Raw genomic sequence first — 19,532 nt, forward strand, 5'->3', positions numbered from 1 at the left:
CGACAACGGCGGCCCCGGATGCTCCGGGACCGCCGTCGACGAGCCTTCACGCGTGCGCGTGCGTCACTTCCTGCTGTAGTTCGGCGCCTCGACCGTCATCTGGATGTCGTGCGGGTGGCTCTCCTTCAGGCCCGCGGAGGTGATCCGCACGAAGCGGCCCTTGGACTCCATCTCCTCGATGGTGGCGGCGCCCACGTAACCCATGGTCTGGCGCAGACCGCCGACGAGCTGGTGCAGCACGTTGGCCAGCGGGCCGCGGTAGGGCACCTGGCCCTCGACGCCCTCGGGCACGAGCTTGTCGTCGGACGCCACCTCGGCCTGGAAGTAGCGGTCCTTCGAGTACGACCTGCCCTGGCCGCGGGACTGCATGGCACCCAGCGAGCCCATGCCGCGGTACGACTTGAACTGCTTGCCGTTGATGAACAGCAGCTCGCCCGGCGACTCCTCGCAACCGGCGAGGAGACTGCCCAGCATGACCGTGTCCGCACCGGCGGCCAGCGCCTTGCCGATGTCGCCGGAGTACTGCAGACCACCGTCGCCGATCAGCGGGATGCCCGCCGGACGGGCGGCGAGGGAGGCCTCGTAGATGGCGGTGACCTGCGGGACGCCGATGCCGGCGACGACACGGGTGGTACAGATCGAGCCCGGCCCGACGCCCACCTTGATGCCGTCGACACCGGCGTCGATGAGCGCCTGGGCGCCGTCGCGGGTGGCGACGTTGCCGCCGATCACGTCCACGTTCACGCTGGACTTGATCTTCGACATCCAGCTGAGGGCGTTGCTGTTGTGGCCGTGCGAGGTGTCGACGACGAGGAAGTCCACACCGGCCTCGGCGAGCGCCTGGGCGCGCTCCAGCGCCTCGGGGCTGGCGCCGACGGCGGCACCGACGAGCAGGCGGCCCTCGGCGTCCTTGGCGGCGTTGGGGTACTTCTCGGCCTTGACGAAGTCCTTGACCGTGATCAGGCCCTTGAGGACACCCTCGTCGTCGACCAGCGGCAGCTTCTCGATCTTGTGCTTGCGCAGCAGCTCCATGGCCTCGGCCCCGGAGATGCCGACCTTGCCGGTGACCAGCGGCATCGGGGTCATGACCTCGCGCACCTGGCGCGTACGGTCGCTCTCGAAGGCCATGTCACGGTTGGTGACGATGCCCAGCAGCTTGCCGGCCGGGTCGGTGACCGGGACACCGCTGATGCGGAACTTGGCGCACAGCGCGTCCGCCTCGGCGAGCGTGGCCTCCGGGTGCACCGTGATCGGGTCGGTGACCATGCCGGACTCGGACCGCTTCACCAGGTCGACCTGGTTGACCTGGTCCTCGACGGAGAGGTTGCGGTGCAGCACGCCGACGCCGCCCAGCCGGGCCATCGCGATGGCCATGCGGGACTCGGTCACCTTGTCCATCGCCGCCGACAGCAGCGGGATGTTGACACGGACATTGCGGGAGATGCGGGACGAGGTGTCGACCGCGTTGGGGAGCACCTCGGATGCACCCGGCAGCAGCAGCACGTCGTCGTAGGTCAGCCCGAGTGTCGCGAATTTACCGGGCACTCCGTCGACGTTGGCAGTCATGACACCTTCCCCAAATGGCCTTGATCGGTGCGGATGTCCATGCTAACGGGAAGCACGGCTAGCAAATTCCACGGTGTGAGGTGACTTCAGGCTTCGTATGTTCGTACGGAAACGAATGCGTGCCTGTTCAACCAAGGAGCTACGAAGGCTCCGCCCAAGGCGGTTACTGCTCGGCGAGCGCGCGCAGCCGGCTCAGCGCCCGATGCTGGGCCACCCGCACGGCGCCGGGTGACATTCCCAACATCTGCCCCGTCTCCTCCGCGGTCAAGCCCACGGCGATGCGCAGCAGGAGCAGCTCCCGCTGGTTCTCGGGGAGGTTGGCCAGCAGTTTCTTGGCCCATTCGGCGTCGCTGCTGAGCAGGGCGCGCTCCTCGGGGCCGAGGGAGTCGTCGGGGCGTTCCGGCATCTCGTCCGAGGGGACGGCCGTGGAGCCCGGGTGGCGCATCGCGGCGCGCTGGAGGTCGGCGACCTTGTGCGAGGCGATGCCGAAGACGAAGGCCTCGAAGGGGCGGCCGGTGTCGCGGTAGCGCGGCAGGGCGAGGAGGACCGCCACGCAGACCTCCTGGGCGAGGTCCTCCACGAAGTGGCGCGCGTCGCCGGGCAGCCGGGACAGCCGGGTGCGGCAGTAGCGCAGCGCCAGGGGGTGGACATGGGCGAGCAGATCGTGCGTGGCCTGCTCGTCGCCGTCGACGGCACGATGGACGAGCGCACCGATCACCCCATGGGCCGTGCCCGCCTCGTCGTCGCGCATCGGTCCATGGTGCCTTGCGGCATTCCGGTCCGTCGCATCGTGTTCGTGGTTGTGCACCGAAGCGTTATGAGCAGGTGCGCCGGCACTCATCCCCTGCGCCCTCCCCTTCCGCTCGACCGACTCGTCCCCGAGAGACTCCACACCTCAAGGATGCGGCATCCGCGGCGAAACGAGCAGCGGGCATCCGCCCGGCCGCCTTGCACAGGGCGGGCCATCACCCGCCCCCACCCGGGCACGCCGCGCCCCAGGAGAGGGTCCGCAGGGCGCCGAGTGGTGCGTTCGTCCCCCGCGGGTGGCGGCAAGGCAGCAGGTCAGACGGGTGACCGAGGACTCCGGGTGGGACGGATGCACCACTCACTGCCGCCACCCCCGGTCCCGGCCGCACCCGCACCGCCGCTGGGCCCCGCCCGCGCGTCGGCAGGCGGGGATCCCGGGTGGCGGTCCGCAGCCTCGCCGCGGTGCGCTTCCTACCGGACCAGTCCCCAGCGGAAGCCGAGTGCCACCGCGTGGGCCCGGTCCGAGGCGCCGAGCTTCTTGAACAGGCGACGGGCGTGCGTCTTGACGGTGTCCTCGGAGAGAAACAGCTCGCGGCCGATCTCCGCATTCGAGCGGCCGTGGCTCATGCCCTCCAGCACCTGGATCTCGCGCGCGGTGAGGGTGGGCGCGGCGCCCATCTCGGCCGAGCGCAGCCGGCGCGGGGCCAGCCGCCAGGTCGGGTCGGCGAGGGCCTGGGTCACCGTGGCGCGCAACTCCGCGCGCGAGGCGTCCTTGTGCAGATAGCCCCGGGCTCCGGCGGCGACCGCGAGGGCCACTCCGTCGAGGTCCTCGGCGACGGTGAGCATGATGATGCGCGCGCCCGGGTCGGCGGAGAGCAGCCGGCGCACGGTCTCGACGCCGCCCAGGCCGGGCATGCGTACGTCCATCAGGATGAGATCGGAGCGGTCGGCGCCCCAGCGGCGGAGGACTTCCTCGCCGTTGGCCGCCGTCGTCACGCGCTCGACGCCGGGCACGGTCGCGACCGCGCGGCGGAGCGCCTCTCGGGCAAGCGGGGAGTCGTCGCAGACGAGGACGGATGTCATGACCGCCCTCCGCAGCTGATGCGCGTCACCTTGAGCCTCCAGGCTGGTACGGAATCGTCACCTGTGCGGTCGACCGTCTCGGACGCCTGCCCGAGCGCTTGTGGTTTCAACCGCCTCCGCACTCTCAACGACGGTCACTCGAAAGAGTTACGGGGCCGCGTGCCGTCTTCGGCACTCTACGTGAGGGTGCCGACACGGTGCAGACATGCCCGACGGACCCTCAACTTTTCATCACAACCTATGCCCCATTTAGCCGTTTTTGGTCCCGTTTCTTGGTGTCTGGAGCTAGATTCGCAATGAGTCATATTTTCATCTCCTTAGACCGGAGATGTACGGTCGATGGCACCGTATCCGCCCAGAACGGCTACAAGGGGTCACGTAATGGCAGATTTCTCCCGCCTTCCCGGACCGAACGCGGACCTGTGGGACTGGCAGCTGCTGGCTGCCTGCCGCGGGGTGGACAGCTCGCTCTTCTTCCACCCGGAGGGCGAGCGCGGGGCGGCTCGGAGCGCTCGCGAGAACTCGGCCAAGGAGGTCTGCATGAGGTGCCCGGTCCGTGCGGAGTGCGCGGCGCACGCGCTGGCCGTGCGCGAGCCGTACGGAGTCTGGGGCGGCCTGACCGAGGACGAGCGCGAAGAGCTGATGGGGCGGGCGCGCAACCGCCTGGTGTCGGCATCGACCACCAGCGGGAGCACCGCCTCGAACGCCTGAAGGAACGTTTTTGCGACTACTCCGCACCCGGGCACGCGCACGCGTGCCCCTGATGCGTCACCCCTGGCTCGGCGTCACTGGCGCCCGGCCGCCCGGGCCAGCTGTTCCAACGTCGCCGCCACGGCCGGCACCTGGGCCAGGTCGGGCAGCGTGAGGGCGACGATCTGCCGTCGTACCACCGGCTCGAGCGCCACCGTGCGCACCCCCCGCGGCCGTACGGACTCCACCGCGAGCTGCGGCAGTACGGCCACCCCGAGACCCGCGCCCACCAGGCCGACCACCGCCGGATAGTCGTCGGTCGCGAAGTCGATGCGGGGCGTGAAGCCCGCACTCTCGCACACCTCCACCAGCTGGCCGCGGCAGCGCGGGCAGCCCGCGATCCAGGGTTCCCGGGCCAGCTCCCCGATCGCGACGGACTCCGCGCGCGCGAGCCGGTGCCGCTCCGGCACCAGGGCCACCAGACGGTCGGTCAGCAGGGGCCGTACGACGAGGTCGTCCCACTCCTCTGCGACCGCCGCACCCTCGTAGCGGAACGCGAGCGCCAGGTCGCAGTCGCCCTCGCGCAGCAGCGCGACGGACTTCGGGGGCTCGGCCTCCTCCAGGGAGACCCGGGTGCCGGGGTGGGCGGCGCGCAGGGCGGCCAGGGCGGTGGGGACCAGGGTGGAGCTGCCGCTGGGGAAGGAGACCAGCCGGACCCGGCCGGCCCTGAGGCCCGCGATGGCGGCGACCTCCTCCTCGGCGGCGGTGAGCCCGGCGAGGATGCCGGAGGCGTGCCGGACCAGGGCCTCGCCGGCCTGGGTCAGGCGCATCTCGCGGCCGCTGCGGACCAGCAGCGGGGTGCCGACCGAGGCCTCCAGGGCCTTCATCTGCTGGCTGACGGCGGGCTGGGTGCAGCCCAGTTCGCGCCCCGCCGCCGAGAAGGAGCCGGTGGTGGCGACGGCGCGCAGGACGCGGAGATGACGGGCCTCGATCACCCTCCGAGCATAAGCCGAACTTGGACAGGACGCCCAATAGTGCGTCGACACTTTGAGGTGCGCTCCCGTACCGTGCGTATATGAAACTTCTTTCGGTCAACCTCGGCCGCCCGCAGCCGGTGCCGTACACGGACCAGGCGCAGGGCGTGACGGCCATCGACAAGCGGCCTGCGGACGGGCCCGTGCGGGTGGCGGCCCCGGGGCCCAAGGGGGTCGGCGCGAGCGGTGTCGCCGGGGACACGGTGTGCGACCTGCGCCACCACGGCGGTGACGACCAGGCGGTGTACGCCTACGCGCGCGAGGACCTCGACGACTGGGAGCCGGAGCTGGGCCGTTCGTTGGCCAATGGTTGCTTCGGCGAGAACCTCACGACGGAGGGTCTGGACGTGTCCGGGGCGCTGATCGGCGAGCGCTGGCGGATCGGCTCCGAAGTGGTTCTGGAGGTGACCTCGGGGCGGATTCCGTGCCGTACGTTCCAGGGCCATTTGGGCGAGCAGGGATGGGTGAAGAGGTTCACCCGGAAGGGCGCGACGGGTGCCTACCTGCGGGTGATCGAACCGGGTGAGATCCGGGCGGGCGATCCGATCGAGATCGTGCACCGGCCGGACCACGAGGTGACGGTGGCGATGCAGTTCCGCGCGGTGACCACGGAGCGGGAACTGCTGCCGCAGGTGCTCGCGGCGGGCGAGGCGCTGTGCGCCGAGACGCTGGCCGCGGCCCGCAAGTACGTCGCCGGGCAGGCCCGCTGAGGGGACGTCACCGGCAGCGGACGCTGTCGGTCCGGGTCACTACCCTTGGGCCATGACAACGGCTCTTATTACGGGATCGACCGCGGGCATCGGTGCCGCGTTCGCGCGGCGCCTCGCCGCCGACGGGCATGACCTCGTCCTGGTGGCGAGGGACGCCAAACGGCTGCGCGAGCAGGCGACCGAGTTGCACGACCGGCACGGCATCGAGGCGGAGGTGCTCGCCGCCGACCTCGCCGAGGACAAGGGCATCGAGACGGTGGCCGACCGGCTCGGCGACCGGAAGAACCCGGTCGACCTGCTGATCAACAACGCCGGCTTCGGCAACAAGGGCCGCTATCTCGAGGTGCCCATGGCCGACGAGCTGAGGATGCTCAAGGTGCACTGCGAGGCGGTGCTCAGGCTGACGTCGGCGGCGTCCGAGGCGATGCGCGAGCGCGGGCGCGGCGGGGTGGTGAACGTCGCCTCGGTGGCCGCCTTCGTGCCCCGGGGCACCTACGGCGCCTCGAAGGCCTGGGTCGTGCAGTTCACCCAGGGCGCGGCGAGGGACCTGGCCGGTACGGGCGTTCGCCTGATGGCGCTGTGCCCGGGCTTCGTGCGCACCGAGTTCCACGAGCGGGCCGGGATGGGCACGGACAACATCCCGGGCTGGATGTGGCTGGACGCGGACAAGCTGGTCGCGGCGGCTCTGGCCGACCTCGCGCGCGGCAAGACGCTCTCCATCCCGGATCCCCGGTACAAGGCGCTGATGGGACTGGTGAAGGTCACCCCGCGCGGGCTGCTCGGCGGAATCAGCTCGAAGACGGGGCGCAAGTACGGGCCCCAGTAGGACGGGTGGCGGCCGCATTCCGGTGGGAAAATGGGCCTGACAGATCCGGACCCAGGGGGCCGGGAGGCGGCGCCATGACGTTCGTACAGCTCATCGACTGCAAGACCAGCCGGCTCGACGAGATGAACCGGCTGATGGACCAGTGGGTCGAACAGACCAAGGGGAAGCGGACCGCGACGCACGCGGTGGTCGGCAGGGACCGCTCGGACGCGACCCACGTCGTCGAGATCGTGGAGTTCCCGTCGTACGAGGAGGCGATGCGGAACTCGAACCTGCCGGAGACCGACCGGATCTTCCGGGATCTGGTCGCCCTGTGCGACGAGATGCCCACCTTCACGGACCTGGACGTCGTACGCGACGAGCAGCTGTACGCGGCCCAGGCGCGGCGGTTCTTCGACACGGTCGCGGTCCAGGGGCCGTTGCCACCGCTGAACGACCTGCTCGCGGAGAACTACCACGACCACGATCCGGCCAATGAGCAGGACAATCTCGGGCTGGAGAACATGCGCCGTGAGATCGAGATGTGGCGGGAGGCCTTCAGCTTCACGTTCACCGTCGAGGACCAGATCACCCAGGCGGACCGGGTCTGCACCCGGTGGACGTGGAACGGCATCCAGCAGGGCGAGTTCCTGGGCCTGCCCAACACCGGTCGGCAGGTGTCGATGACCGGTACGACGGTCTTCCGGTTCGACAGCGACGGCAAGATCCGCGAGGGCTGGTGGCAGTACGACCGGCTCGGGCTGATGGGGCAGTTGGGGGCGCTGGACGAGTTGGAGAAGTAGGGGGCGACGCGAAGGCCCGGCACCCCCAGGGGGTGCCGGGCCTCAGTGCTGAGGTGCGTCAGTGGGCGTGGCCGTGACCGTGGCCGTGGCCCGCCTCGGCCGGCTCCTCTTCCTTCTTCTCGACGACCAGGGTCTCGGTCGTGAGCAGCAGGGAGGCGATGGAGGCGGCGTTCTCCAGGGCGGAGCGGGTGACCTTGACCGGGTCGATGACGCCCTGCTTGACCAGGTCGCCGTACTCGCCGGAGGCGGCGTTGTAGCCGTTGCCCTTCTCCAGCTCCGCCACCTTGGAGACGATGACGTAGCCCTCGAGGCCGGCGTTCTCGGCGATCCAGCGCAGCGGCTCGACGGCGGCGCGGCGGACGACCGCGACACCCGTGGCCTCGTCGCCGGTCTTGCCGAGGTTGCCGTCCAGGACCTTGACGGCGTGGACCAGCGCGGAGCCACCACCGGAGACGATGCCCTCCTCGACCGCGGCGCGGGTCGCGGAGATGGCGTCCTCCAGACGGTGCTTCTTCTCCTTCAGCTCCACCTCGGTGGCGGCGCCGACCTTGATCACGCACACGCCGCCGGCCAGCTTCGCGAGGCGCTCCTGGAGCTTCTCGCGGTCCCAGTCGGAGTCGGTGTTCTCGATCTCGGCCTTGATCTGGTTGACGCGGCCGTGGACGTCCTCGGACTTGCCGGCGCCGTCGACGATGGTCGTGTCGTCCTTGGTGACCGTCACGCGGCGGGCGGAGCCCAGCACGTCCAGGCCGGCCTGGTCGAGCTTGAGGCCGACCTCCTCGGAGATGACCGTGGCGCCGGTGAGGACCGCCATGTCCTGCAGCATCGCCTTGCGGCGGTCGCCGAAGCCGGGGGCCTTCACCGCGACCGCGTTGAAGGTGCCGCGGATCTTGTTCACGACGAGGGTGGAGAGGGCCTCGCCCTCGACGTCCTCGGCGATGATCAGCAGCGGCTTGGAGGCACCCGCCTGGATGACCTTCTCCAGCAGCGGCAGCAGGTCCTGGATGGAGGAGATCTTGCCCTGGTTGATGAGGATGTACGGGTCCTCCAGGACGGCCTCCATGCGCTCCTGGTCCGTCACGAAGTACGGCGACAGGTAGCCCTTGTCGAAGGCCATGCCCTCGGTGAAGTCCAGCTCCAGACCGAAGGTGTTGGACTCCTCGACGGTGATGACACCGTCCTTGCCGACCTTGTCCATCGCCTCGGCGATGAGCTCGCCGACCTGCTGGTCCTGGGCGGACAGCGCGGCGACGGCGGCGATGTCGGACTTCTCGTCGATCGGGCGGGCCGTGGCGAGCAGGTCGTCGGAGACGGCCTTGACCGCGGCGTCGATGCCCTTCTTCAGGGCGGCCGGGGAGGCACCCGCGGCGACGTTCTTCAGGCCCTCGCGCACCAGCGCCTGGGCGAGCACGGTGGCGGTGGTGGTGCCGTCACCAGCGATGTCGTTGGTCTTGGTCGCCACCTCCTTCACCAGCTGCGCGCCGAGGTTCTCGTACGGGTCCTCGACCTCGATCTCGCGGGCGATGGTGACACCGTCGTTGGTGATGGTGGGGGCGCCGAACTTCTTGTCGATGACGACGTTGCGGCCCTTGGGGCCGATCGTCACCTTCACCGTGTCGGCCAGCTTGTTGACGCCGCGCTCGAGGGCGCGACGGGCGTCCTCGTCGAACTTCAGGATCTTCGCCATGACAGCGGGAGCCCTCTCGAAATCTGTGGGTGAAAAAAGAACTGCGCCCCGGGCGCCCGGCTTCTTGGGTGGTCGCGGGGGCCAGGGGCGCAGCTGGAAGCAACTGGGTTGCTTGAGGTGACTACTTCTCGATGATCGCGAGGACGTCGCGAGCCGAGAGGACGAGGAACTCCTCGCCGTTGTACTTCACCTCGGTGCCGCCGTACTTGCTGTACAGGACGACGTCGCCGACCTTGACGTCGAGCGGCAGACGCTCGCCGTTCTCGAAGCGGCCCGGGCCCACGGCGAGGACGGCGCCCTCCTGGGGCTTCTCCTTCGCGGTGTCCGGGATGACCAGGCCAGAAGCGGTGGTCTGCTCGGCGTCGAGCGGCTGGACCACGATGCGGTCCTCGAGCGGCTTGATGGCAACCTTGGAGCTGGTGGTCGTCACGATCCGACCTCCCCCTTCGGAGATCTCACGGGGTTAACTGTCTGAGGTGGCGACCAGGTCGATCCGTCGTCGCGGGTGCCGGACCTGCCCGTCGCGTTTGTTGGCACTCTCCATGGGGGAGTGCCAGAGCCGAGACTATGACCGCGATTAGCACTCGGTCAAGCGGAGTGCCAATGCCTGCGGCGCGTCGCGGGGTTATCGGCCTGAACGGCCTCGTCCTCGAACTCCCCCGCTCTCGGCTTCGCTCGAGCGGGGGGACCCCCACGACGGGCCGGCGGTTGCCGGTCGGCGCCGAAAAGCACAGCTACAGGTAGTCCTCCAGTCGGCCCACCGTCAGCCCGCTCGCCTGCACCCGGCGCAGCAGGCGCTTCGTGCGTTCCTTGAGGGGCAGGCCCGTGGCCTCGTCGGGGCCGACGAGGACGATGTCGCCCGGGCGCAGCCGGCGTTCGCCGCGGCTGTAGAAGATGCCGTCGGAGGTCATGGCGGCGCGCCACAGGACGAGCGCGGAGATGCCGCAGTCGGCGGCGGCGCGCAGGGTCGTGGTGTCGTACGTGCCGTAGGGCGGGCGGAAGAGGCGGGGGAGCAGGCCGAAGCGGGACCTGAGTTTGTCCTGCTGGCCGCAGATCTCGGCGCGCTGGCCGGCGTACGGCAGTCCGGGCATCGCCGGGTGGTCGAGGGTGTGGTTCTCGATGTCGGCGCCGACCGCGCGCAGGCGGGCGAAGTGGCCGTAGCCGGGTCCCACGACGCTGTCGGTGAGGAAGAAGCTGACCGGAAGTCTCAGGTCGCGGACCATGTCGACGAAGCGCGGGTCCCGTTCGGCGCCGTCGTCGTAGGTGAGGAAGACGACCCGGTCGGCGGTGGCGACGTGGTCCACGACCCGGGGCGGGGCGACACCCGTGCGGTGGGCCGTCGGGGGGCGGGGCGGCGCGGCGAGCGGGGCGGCCAGGCCCCAGCGGCGGTACGGCTCGTCCGCGGCCGGGCTCGACGGCCGTACTCCCTGGGCCGCCCGCTTGCCCAGGCGTTCGATGGGGTCGACGGACTGGGCGCAGCCCGCGAGGAGCAGGGTGGAGGCGAGTACGGCGGCCAGCGGGGCCCGCACGCTTCCCGGTCGCCCCCGGCGGCTCACAGGTAGTCCTCCAGGCGTGCCACGGCGTATCCCTCGCGCGTGACCTTGTTCAGGAACCGGCGCATGTCGTCGACCATCGTGCCGTCCCAGTCGTCGAGGCCGCGGAAGTGGGTGAGGACGATGTCGCCGGGGTGCAGGCTGCGGTCCCAGTCGCGGTACTCCCAGTGGTCGACGAAGACCTCCTCGTCCCAGATCGGCGCGTACTTGATCCCGCAGGCCTTGGCGGCGCGCAGGGTGTCGCCGTTGTAGTTGCCGTAGGGCGGGCGGAAGACGGTGGGTGCCCTGCCGAACTGCTTCTTCATGACGGCCTGCATGCCGCAGATCTCGTCCCTCTGCTCCTCGTAGGACAGGCCGGGCAGATAGGGGTGGGTGAGGGTGTGGTTGTTGAGGGTGTGACCCTCGGACTGCATCCGGCGGAAGTAGCCGTAGTCGTCCTCGACCAGGTAGTTGCTGAGGAAGGCCGTGTAGGGGATCTTCAGGTCGCTCATCATGCGCAGGAAGGCGGGGTCCTTCTCGGCGCCGTCGTCGATGGTGAGGAACACGACCTTCTGCCTGGTGGGGATCCTGGTGAAGACCGGGGGCAGGTTCTCCTGCTCCTGGCCGTCCACCTCGAAGCCGTCGCGCGGGGTGATCGTCGGCTTCCGGGCCGGCGGAGCCGGGGGCCTGAGAGGAACCTCGTCCAGTCCCCAGTGCCGGGCCGCGGCGACCAGTCGGGCGTGTTCGGCGGCGGCGCGGGCCCGGGGGTCCGGGGCCCGGGCGGGGCCGCCCTGGCCCGGGCCGGAGCCGGAGTCCGCATCCGGGGCGGAGCAGCCGGAGGCCAGGGCGGCGCAGGCCAGGGCGGCCGCCCCGCAGCGGAGGGCGACCCTCCGAAACCGTGTCCGGCTTTTGTCATTTTGTAGTACTAGTTCCATGGCGTCGGATCTTCCCAGGGACCGGCCCCGAACCCGGCCCGACACCGCCACCGGAGGCGCACCATCCACCGACTGGCCCACAATGACCCGGTGAACGACCTCGCTCCACTCCTCACCCCCGAAGGCCGCGCCCTCCTCGACGAGGTGCGCGACACCGATCCCGCGCAGGAGCTGGCCGTCGCCACCCGGCTGCGCCGCGAGCACCCCGCCGAGCTGGTGTCGGCGGCGCTGGGGCAGGCCCGGCTGCGGCAGCGGGCGGCAGCCAAGTTCGGGGCCGAGGACGCGGGGCGGATGTTCTTCACGCCCCACGGGGTCGAGCAGTCGACCCGCGCGAGCGTGGCGGCGTACCGGGCGGGCCGGATGAAGGAGCTGGGCGTGACCTCGGTCGCCGACCTGTGCTGCGGGATCGGCGGCGACGCGATCGCGCTGGCCCGGGCCGGGATCCGGGTGCTCGCCGTGGACCGGGACCCGCTGACGGCGGCCGCGGCACGGGCCAACGCCGAGGCGCTGGGGCTCGCCGGGCTGATCGAGGTGCGCGAGGCGGACGTCACGGGGGTGGACACGGCGGGCTACGACGCGTTGTTCGTAGACCCGGCCCGCAGGGGCGGGCGGGGCAGGATCTTCGACCCGGAGGCTTACTCACCGCCCTTGTCCTGGGCGGTCGCCACGGCCCTCGGGGCTCCCCGCGCGGCTCTGAAGATCGCCCCCGGCATCCCGCACGAGGCGATCCCGGCCGAGGCCGAGGCCGAGTGGATCTCGGACGGCGGGGACGTGAAGGAGGCGGTGCTGTGGTTCGGCACCGGGGCGCCGGGAGCGGTACGCGCCACGCTGCTGCCGGGCCCGCGCACACTCCTCGGCCGGGGGCTGCCCGACCCCCGAGTGCGCCCGGTCGGGCGGTACTTGTACGAGCCCGACGGCGCCGTCATCCGCGCCCACCTGGTCGCGGAGGTGGCCGAGGAGGTCGGCGGCGGACTCCTCGACGAGACCATCGCGTACGTCACGGCCGACGAGCTGCGCCCCACCCCGTACGCCTCGGCCTACGAGATCACCGATCAACTCCCCTTCAACGTCAAGAAGTTGAAGGCCCTGCTGCGGGAACGGGAGGTCGGCACGCTCACCGTGAAGAAGCGGGGCTCGGCGGTGGAGCCGGAGGAACTGCGCAGGAAGGTCAAGCCGCACGGGCCGGGCGCGGCCACGGTGTTCCTCACCCGGGTCGCGGGGGCACCGACCATGCTGATCGGGGGCCCCGTGCACCCGACGGCAGGCTGACCGTCAGGACGCGCACTCCTCCGCCCTGCCGAGCAGCAGGTCGCGCTCGCGCTGGTTGCCGGCCAGCGCGGCGGCCCGTACGAACTCCTCGCGGGCCTCGGCGGTGCGGCCCAGCCGCGCCAGCAGGTCGCCGCGCACGCTGGGCAGCAGGTGGTACTCCCGCAGGGCGGGTTCGGCGGCCAGGGCGTCCACCAGCTTCAGACCCTCGGCCGGGCCCTCGGCCATCGACACGGCGACGGCACGGTTCAGCTCCACGACCGGGGACGGGGAGCGGGCCGCGAGCAGGCCGTACAGGGTGGCGATGGTCCGCCAGTCGGTCTCCTCGTAGGTGTACGCGTGCGCGTGGCAGGCGGCGATGGCCGCCTGGAGGGCGTAGGGGCCGGGGGCGCCGGTGGCGGTTGCGTCGGCGCGGCCGAGGGCCCGGATGCCGCGGGCGATGAGCATGCGGTTCCAGCGGCGGCGGTTCTGGTCCTTCAGGAGCACCGGTGTGCCGTCGGGGCCGGTGCGGGCGGCGGTGCGGGAGGCCTGGAACTCCAGGAGCGAGGCCAGGGCGTGCACCTCGGGTTCCTTGGGCATCAGGGAGGAGAGCACGCGGGCCAGCCGGAGGGCGTCCTCGCACAGCCCGGGACGCAGCAGGTCGTCCCCGGCCGTGGCCGCGTACCCCTCGTTGAAGATCAGGTAGATGACGTCCAGGACGGAACCGAGGCGGGCCTCACGGTCGGGGCCGTACGGCACCTCGAAGGCGACGTTCTTCGTGGCCAGGGTCCGCTTGGCGCGGACGATGCGCTGGGCGATCGTCGGCTCCGGGACGAGACAGGCGCGGGCGATCTCGGCCGTGGTGAGGCCGCCGAGCAGCCGCAGGGTGAGCGCGGTGCGGGCGTCCGGGGACAGCACCGGGTGGCAGGTGGTGAAGACCAGCCGCAGCAGGTCGTCGTCGATGTCGTCCGGGTCGGCGGGCTCGTCGTACGAGGGCGGGGCCGCGGTCGTCAGGTCCCGGCCGATCTCGGCGAGCTTGCGGGCATAGGTCTCGCGGCGCCGGACCAGGTCGACGGCGCGGTGCCGGGCGGTGGCCATGAGCCAGGCGCCGGGGTTGTCGGGCACGCCGTCCCTGGGCCACGTCTCCAGCGCCGCGACCAGCGCGTCCTGCGCCAGCTCCTCGGCAATGCCGACGTCGCGCACGATCCGGGCGACGCCGGCGACGACCCGCGGGGACTCCAGCCGGAAGACGGTCTCGATCGCGTGCGCCGCGGTGGGCTGTGCTGTCACAGCCCACCATGCAACACCCCCGGGCGGCCCGGGGCCAAGCGCGCTCAGCCCTCGGCGATCTCCCGGACCTCGCAGGTGACGGTCCAGAACTCCTCGTGGACCTGCAGGAACCGCTTGGTCCACTCCAGGGCCTCGGCCCTGTCCTTGCACTGCATGATCGCGTAGCCGCCGATGACCTCCTTGGACTCGGTGAAGGGCCCGTCGGTGACGGAGATCTTGCCGCCCTCCCAGCGCATCCGGGTGCCCTGGGCGGAGGGGGTCAGCCCGGCGGTGTCGAGCATGACGCCGGCCTTGGTGACCTCCTCGATCAGCTCGCCCATCCGCTGCATCAGTTCCTCGCTGGGGCCCTCGGCGGGGGCGGAGGCCTCGTCGATGCGCACGAGCGACAGGTAGCGGGGCATGGTGACTCCTTCGGTCTGCGGCGGGGCCTTTCCCCGCCGCTCACCCATGCGTCGAACGGGAGACGGCAGGATCGACACGCGCCCGGAAATCTCCTCAAGATTTTTTTCTCAGCGCAGCGAAGCCCACAGTTCGCTCGCCGCCGGTTCCTTCGCCACCACGCGGTTGGGGTCGGAGGGTGCCGTGACGACCGGCATCGTCACCGTCGTCACCCGGTCGGCCGTGAGGCCCTTCAGGCTCTGGCCGAGTCTCGTCAGCTCGCCCAGGGAGTCCAGGCCGGTGTCCGTGGTGAGGCTGGCGGTGACCGCGTCGGCGGCCTGGTAGAGCCTGGCGGGGTCGGTGAGCAGGTCGGTGGCGGCGAGTTGCTCCAGCAGGGCCTTCACCAGCTTCTGCTGGAGGCCTATGCGGCCGAGGTCGCTGCCGTCGCCTATGCCGTGCCGGGTGCGGGCGAGGGCCAGGGCCCGGGTGCCGTCCAGGTGGTGGGTGCCCGCCGTGAGGTGCAGATGGCTCTTGTCGTCGTCGATGTCCTGGTCGGTGGTGACCGTGACCCCGCCGAGCGCGTCCACCAGCTTGGCGAAGCCGGAGAAGTCGATCTCGAGGTAGTGGTCCATGCGGACGCCGGTGATCGACTCGACGGTCTTCACCGCGCACACCGGTCCACCCACCGAGTAGGCGCTGTTGAACATCGCGTGGTACGCCACCGCCGTCGAGCCCCCGGAGGACAGCGGGCAGGACGGACGGGTGACGAGGGTGTCGCGCGGGATGCTGACGACGGTCGCCTTCGTCCGGCCGGCGTCGAGGTGCACCACCATCGCGGTGTCGGAGCGGGCGCCGGAGCTGTCGCCGCCGCCCAGCTCCTGGTTGGCCTTGCCGCTGCGTGAGTCGGAGCCGAGAACGAGGATGTTCAGGGCACCGGTGGGCAGCGGGGAGGCGTCGGCCGACGCGGACGCGGCCGGGGCGATCGCCGCCTCCGCCGGGCGGTTGTCGCCGAGCGCGCTGTCGATGTCCACGCTCGTGATGTTGTTGTTGAGGTGCCAGTACGCACAGCCGGCTGCGGCCGTGCCCAGCACCAGCAGTCCCGCCAGGGTGAGGCCGACGGCCTTCAGCGCCCTCGACCGCCGGCCCACCCGTCTGCCCGCGTCGCCTTGCTCCTCGTGTCGCGTCACGGGCAGGAACGTAAGTCCGAATTATTAGGGGACTGTTAGCGGAAGCCCCGAGAACCCGTTTTCTCGGGAAATTCTCATCCCAACGTCACGGCGGGCACCGGATTGCTCCCGCTCCACGACGCGTTGAACCGTTCGCGCAGGACACCGTCGCGCCCGACTGGGTGCAGCCGGCGTTCCTCACGTCGCCGCGCACCCCTGGGTGGACCCGGTACCGCCCAGCGCCTCGGCGATGCCGTGGTACGCCGGTTTCGGCCTGCCGGGCGAGTTTCGTACGGTCGGCGGGCAGCGGCATCCGTACGTCCAGCTCGGTGATCGCCACGTCCACGCCGAGGTCGGCGAAGCGCCGGATGTTCTGCTGGAGCGTGGCCGGCACCTGGCCGAGGACCAGGTGGGCCTGGAGGCCGACGCCGTCGACCGCAACGCCCTGCTGCCTGAGGGACTTGACCAGGTTGTACAGGGCGGTGGACTTCGCGTTCACACCCTCGACGTTGTAGTCGTTGATGTACAGCCTGGCGTCCGGGCCGCAGGCGCCTCCGAAAGTTTCGGTTGGATGACCGACTGGCTTCGGAGCAGTGTGGGGTGGGGTGGCCCTCGATACCCGTCAATACGAACCACTAAGCCGCCGGAGGCACACCCGTGCTGGACCGCACCACCAGGCTCGTCGCCAGCTCCATCCGGGTCGCCGCCCGCTCGTCCTCCCCGCGGGCCGGCTCCAGCACCAGCCGGGCCGCGGCCTCGGCCATCTCCGTCAGCGGCTGCCGTACGGTCGTCAGCGGCGGGCCCACCCAGCGGGCCACCGGCAGATCGTCGAAGCCGACCACGCTCAGGTCCTCCGGGATGCGCAGGCCCAGCTCGCGCGCGGCCTCGTACAGACCCAGCGCCTGCAGGTCGTTGCCCGCGAAGACGGCGGTGGGCCGGTCGGGACCGCGCAGCAGTTCCAGGCCCAGGCGGTAGCCGGAGTCGTGGTGGAAGTCGCCGGTCCTGATCAGACCCGGGTCGACGGGGAGCCCGGCGGTTTCCAGGGCGGCCCGGTAGCCGTCGACGCGGGCGCGGCTGCACATCATCCGGGAGGGGCCGCTGATCGCGCCGATCCGGGTGTGGCCGAGGTCCACCAGATGGCGGGCGGCGGCGAGGCCGCCCTGCCAGTTGGTGGCGCCGATCGAGGGGACGTCCGGGCCGGGGTCGCCGGCCGGGTCCATCACCACGAACGGGATGGACCGACTGGTCAGCAGCGCCCGCTGGGACTCGTCCAGGCCGGACAGTACGAGGACCACGCCGTGCGGGCGGCGGGCGGCGACCTGGTCGGTCCAGGTCCGCCCCGGGGTGAGCCGCCCGGCCGACTCGGACAGCACCACGCTCAGGCCCGCGTCCCGGGCCACGTTCTCCACGCCCCGGATGACCTCCAGCGCCCAGGCGCTGTCCAGCTCGTGGAAGACGAGGTCGATCAGCGGCGAGCGGGAGGCCTCGGCTCGTCGGCGCCGGTAGCCGTGGGCGCGCAGCAGCTCCTCGACACGGTTACGGGTCGCCGGGGCGACGTCGGCGCGGCCGTTGAGGACCTTCGAAACAGTCGGAGCGGACACCCCGGCCTCCCGGGCGATTTCGGCGAGGGTAGCCGTCCGTGTGTCTGCGGGCTTCGAAGGCTTCATGCCCGGGATCGTATCCCTGCGGCCCCTCTTGACGAAGGTCTTCACGCGCCATAGGTTCCCGGAACATTCGATACTCGATCGAAACATTCGCGAGCGTGTGGGCGACCCCGTCGCCGCCACGGACGGCGACGGGGTCGCCCCGCTGCAGCGGGAGATGACCGCCCGCCCCTCCGCCGGTGAATGGGACGAGCTGATCACCCACGGCCTCGGCCAGCTGACCCGCTCCTTCGGCACCGCTCCCGTGGAAGCGGCCGTGGGCGCGCAGGCCCTGGCCCGTGCCCAGCGGCGGATCGCAGCGGCGGGCCGCTTCGGCATCCCGGCCATCGCCCATGAGGAGTGCCTGGCGGGGTTCACGGCCTGGGGCGCGACGGCGTACCCCGTGCCGCTGGCCTGGGGCGCTGCCTTCGACCCGGCGCTGGTCGAGGAGCTGGGCCGGCACATCGGCCGCGATCTGCGCGCGGTCGGCGTGCACCAGGGCCTCGCGCCCGTCCTGGACGTGGTCCGCGACCCGCGCTGGGGCCGGGTGGAGGAGACGATCGGCGAGGACCCGTACCTGGTCGGCACGGTCGGGGCGGCCTATGTGCGCGGTCTGGAGTCGGCCGGGATCGTCGCCACCCTCAAACACTTCGCCGGGTACGCCTCCTCGGCGGGCGCCCGCAACCTCGCCCCCGTCCGCGCGGGCGTACGCGAGCTCGCGGACGTGACCCTGCCGCCGTTCGAGATGGCGCTGCGCGAGGGCGGGGCGCGCTCGGTGATGGCCGCGTACACCGAGACCGACGGCGTGCCGGTCTCCGCCGACCCGGCCCTGCTGAGCCACCTGTTGCGCGACGAGTGGGGCTTCACCGGCACGGTGGTCGCCGACTACTTCGGCATCGGCTTCCTGCAGAGCCGGCACCGGGTCGCCGGGGACGAGGCGGGCGCGGCACACCTGGCCCTCGCGGCGGGCATCGACGTCGAGCTGCCGACCCGGCACTGCTACGGCCCCCCGCTCGTGACCGCCGTACGCGAGGGCCGCGTCCCGGAGTCCCTGGTGGACCGGGCGGCCCGCCGCGTCCTGCTCCAGAAGTGCGACCCGGGCCTGCTGGACGCGGACTGGCAGCAGCCGGAGCCGCCCGGCCCCGTCGACCTCGACCCGCCGGACAACCGGGCGCTCGCCCGCCGGCTGGCCGAGGAGTCGGTGGTCCTGCTGGACAACCCCGACGGCCTGCTCCCGCCGGCCCCCGACACCCGTGTCGCGGTGGTCGGCCCCCGCGCGGCGGACCCGCTGGCGATGCTCGGCTGCTACTCCTTCCCGTCCCACGTCCTCCCCCACCACCCCGAGGTCCCGCTGGGCCTGACGATCCCGACTCTCCTGGACTCCCTAGGCGCCGAACTCCCGGACGCCGAGGTCACGTTCGCCGAGGGCTGCGGGGTCGAGCACCCGGACACCACCGGCTTCACGGAGGCGGTCGCCCGGGCGGCCGAGGCGGACGTGTGCGTGGCGGCCCTCGGCGACCGCGCGGGCCTGTTCGGCCGGGGCACGTCCGGCGAGGGCTGCGATGCCGCGGACCTGGAACTGCCCGGCGTGCAGGGCGGGTTGCTGGACGCACTGGTCGCCACGGGCGTCCCGGTGGTCCTGGTCCTGCTGACCGGGCGGCCGTACGCGCTGGGCCGCCGGCAGGGCCGGGTCTACGCGGTCGTGCAGGCCTTCTTCCCCGGCGAGGAGGGCGGCCCGGCACTCGCCGGAGTCCTGTCCGGCCGGGTGAACCCCTCGGGCCGCCTCCAGGTGAGCGTCCCGCGCCTGCCGTGCGGCCAGCCCTGGACCTGCCTCCAGCCCCCGCTGGGCCGCGCGAGCGAGGTCAGCAGTCTGGACCCGACCCCGCTGTACCCCTTCGGGCACGGCCGCTCGTACACGACCTTCGCCTGGGAGGCGTGCGTGGGACGACGTCACGGAGATCGGCACGGACGGCTCGTACGACCTCTCGCTGACGGTCCGCAACACGGGCGAGCGCGCGGGCGCGGAGGTCGTCCAGCTGTACCTGCACGATCCGGTGGCGTCGGTTGGAACTGCGCCTCGGCCCGTCGAGCGCCGAGGTACGGCACACGGCGCGGCTGCGGCTGACGGGGCCGGTACGGGTGGTCGGGGCGGATCGGCGGCTGCGCTGCGAGGTGGCGGTGTCCGAGGGAACTGATTGAGCAGAAGGGGTCGAGGGGA

The 19,532-nt window shown here is 71.5% G+C and carries 18 protein-coding genes and 1 pseudogene; 6 read left to right on the forward strand and 13 right to left on the reverse strand.

What is annotated here, in order from left to right:
- Positions 1–63: 63 nt before the first annotated feature.
- The 3 genes from guaB to ACZ5DS_RS31255 form a co-directional block, all read right to left on the reverse strand.
- Positions 64–1,566: an IMP dehydrogenase gene (gene guaB / locus ACZ5DS_RS31245; RefSeq protein WP_468245169.1), complete on the reverse strand. Its 1,503-nt coding sequence runs from the start codon at positions 1,564–1,566 to the stop codon at positions 64–66.
- 163 nt (positions 1,567–1,729) lie between these two features.
- The gene (locus ACZ5DS_RS31250; protein ID WP_468245171.1) at positions 1,730–2,317 is read right to left on the reverse strand and encodes a sigma-70 family RNA polymerase sigma factor; all 588 of its coding nucleotides are present in this window, start codon (positions 2,315–2,317) and stop codon (positions 1,730–1,732) included.
- Positions 2,318–2,784: 467 nt separating this feature from the next.
- Positions 2,785–3,396 carry a response regulator transcription factor gene (locus ACZ5DS_RS31255; protein WP_003948568.1) on the reverse strand — a complete coding sequence of 204 codons (612 nt, stop codon included), beginning with the start codon at positions 3,394–3,396 and terminating at the stop codon, positions 2,785–2,787.
- A gap of 381 nt (positions 3,397–3,777) precedes the next feature.
- Between ACZ5DS_RS31255 and ACZ5DS_RS31260 the strand changes: the two genes are divergently transcribed.
- Positions 3,778–4,107, forward strand: a complete 330-nt coding sequence (locus ACZ5DS_RS31260) for a WhiB family transcriptional regulator (protein WP_359070218.1) — start codon at positions 3,778–3,780, stop codon at positions 4,105–4,107.
- Between the two features lie 74 nt (positions 4,108–4,181).
- On the opposite strand, the gene ACZ5DS_RS31265 is transcribed toward ACZ5DS_RS31260, so the two are convergent.
- On the reverse strand, positions 4,182–5,081 hold the full coding sequence (locus ACZ5DS_RS31265; protein ID WP_468245174.1) for a LysR family transcriptional regulator: 900 nt from the start codon (positions 5,079–5,081) through the stop codon (positions 4,182–4,184).
- An 80-nt stretch (positions 5,082–5,161) separates the two neighbouring features.
- Between ACZ5DS_RS31265 and ACZ5DS_RS31270 the strand changes: the two genes are divergently transcribed.
- The 3 genes from ACZ5DS_RS31270 to ACZ5DS_RS31280 all read left to right on the forward strand — a co-directional run bounded on the left by ACZ5DS_RS31270 (position 5,162) and on the right by ACZ5DS_RS31280 (position 7,438).
- Positions 5,162–5,830: an MOSC domain-containing protein gene (locus ACZ5DS_RS31270; protein WP_468245176.1), complete on the forward strand. Its 669-nt coding sequence runs from the start codon at positions 5,162–5,164 to the stop codon at positions 5,828–5,830.
- Positions 5,831–5,882: 52 nt separating this feature from the next.
- The gene (locus ACZ5DS_RS31275; protein ID WP_468245178.1) at positions 5,883–6,656 is read left to right on the forward strand and encodes an SDR family NAD(P)-dependent oxidoreductase; all 774 of its coding nucleotides are present in this window, start codon (positions 5,883–5,885) and stop codon (positions 6,654–6,656) included.
- Between the two features lie 74 nt (positions 6,657–6,730).
- Positions 6,731–7,438, forward strand: coding sequence for an ester cyclase (locus ACZ5DS_RS31280; RefSeq protein ID WP_468245181.1), 708 nt, complete (start codon positions 6,731–6,733; stop codon positions 7,436–7,438).
- A gap of 58 nt (positions 7,439–7,496) precedes the next feature.
- Here the strand turns inward: ACZ5DS_RS31280 and groL are convergent, their stop codons facing one another.
- The 4 genes from groL to ACZ5DS_RS31300 form a co-directional block, all read right to left on the reverse strand.
- On the reverse strand, positions 7,497–9,125 hold the full coding sequence (gene groL / locus ACZ5DS_RS31285) for a chaperonin GroEL (RefSeq protein WP_468245183.1): 1,629 nt from the start codon (positions 9,123–9,125) through the stop codon (positions 7,497–7,499).
- Between the two features lie 121 nt (positions 9,126–9,246).
- Positions 9,247–9,555, reverse strand: a complete 309-nt coding sequence (gene groES / locus ACZ5DS_RS31290; protein ID WP_057584642.1) for a co-chaperone GroES — start codon at positions 9,553–9,555, stop codon at positions 9,247–9,249.
- Between the two features lie 304 nt (positions 9,556–9,859).
- A complete protein-coding gene (locus ACZ5DS_RS31295; protein WP_468245186.1) occupies positions 9,860–10,654 on the reverse strand; it encodes a polysaccharide deacetylase family protein in 795 nt (264 codons plus the stop codon).
- Between the two features lie 23 nt (positions 10,655–10,677).
- Complete coding sequence (locus ACZ5DS_RS31300; protein WP_468245188.1) at positions 10,678–11,592, reverse strand: polysaccharide deacetylase family protein; 915 nt, start codon at positions 11,590–11,592, stop codon at positions 10,678–10,680.
- 90 nt (positions 11,593–11,682) lie between these two features.
- Here ACZ5DS_RS31300 and ACZ5DS_RS31305 point away from each other — a divergent pair, with 90 nt between their 5' ends.
- Positions 11,683–12,861: a THUMP-like domain-containing protein gene (locus ACZ5DS_RS31305; protein WP_468245190.1), complete on the forward strand. Its 1,179-nt coding sequence runs from the start codon at positions 11,683–11,685 to the stop codon at positions 12,859–12,861.
- 3 nt (positions 12,862–12,864) lie between these two features.
- Here ACZ5DS_RS31305 and ACZ5DS_RS31310 read toward each other — a convergent pair whose 3' ends face one another.
- The 5 genes from ACZ5DS_RS31310 to ACZ5DS_RS31330 all read right to left on the reverse strand — a co-directional run bounded on the left by ACZ5DS_RS31310 (position 12,865) and on the right by ACZ5DS_RS31330 (position 17,338).
- On the reverse strand, positions 12,865–14,127 hold the full coding sequence (locus ACZ5DS_RS31310) for an RNA polymerase sigma factor (protein WP_468245191.1): 1,263 nt from the start codon (positions 14,125–14,127) through the stop codon (positions 12,865–12,867).
- Positions 14,128–14,171: 44 nt separating this feature from the next.
- Positions 14,172–14,528 carry a YciI family protein gene (locus tag ACZ5DS_RS31315; protein WP_468245194.1) on the reverse strand — a complete coding sequence of 119 codons (357 nt, stop codon included), beginning with the start codon at positions 14,526–14,528 and terminating at the stop codon, positions 14,172–14,174.
- Positions 14,529–14,636: 108 nt separating this feature from the next.
- Positions 14,637–15,692 (reverse strand): LCP family protein, encoded by a 1,056-nt coding sequence (locus tag ACZ5DS_RS31320; protein ID WP_468245196.1) that lies wholly within the window; start codon positions 15,690–15,692, stop codon positions 14,637–14,639.
- An 85-nt stretch (positions 15,693–15,777) separates the two neighbouring features.
- On the reverse strand, positions 15,778–16,170 hold the full coding sequence (locus tag ACZ5DS_RS31325) for an endo-1,4-beta-xylanase (protein ID WP_468245198.1): 393 nt from the start codon (positions 16,168–16,170) through the stop codon (positions 15,778–15,780).
- A 136-nt stretch (positions 16,171–16,306) separates the two neighbouring features.
- The gene (locus tag ACZ5DS_RS31330; RefSeq protein WP_468245201.1) at positions 16,307–17,338 is read right to left on the reverse strand and encodes a LacI family DNA-binding transcriptional regulator; all 1,032 of its coding nucleotides are present in this window, start codon (positions 17,336–17,338) and stop codon (positions 16,307–16,309) included.
- Between the two features lie 112 nt (positions 17,339–17,450).
- Between ACZ5DS_RS31330 and ACZ5DS_RS31335 the strand changes: the two are divergent.
- Positions 17,451–19,513: pseudogene (locus ACZ5DS_RS31335) on the forward strand (glycoside hydrolase family 3 N-terminal domain-containing protein); the annotation flags it as partial.
- Between the last annotated feature and the right edge of the window lie 19 nt (positions 19,514–19,532).

This window comes from Streptomyces sp. NPDC031100, assembly GCF_055570785.1.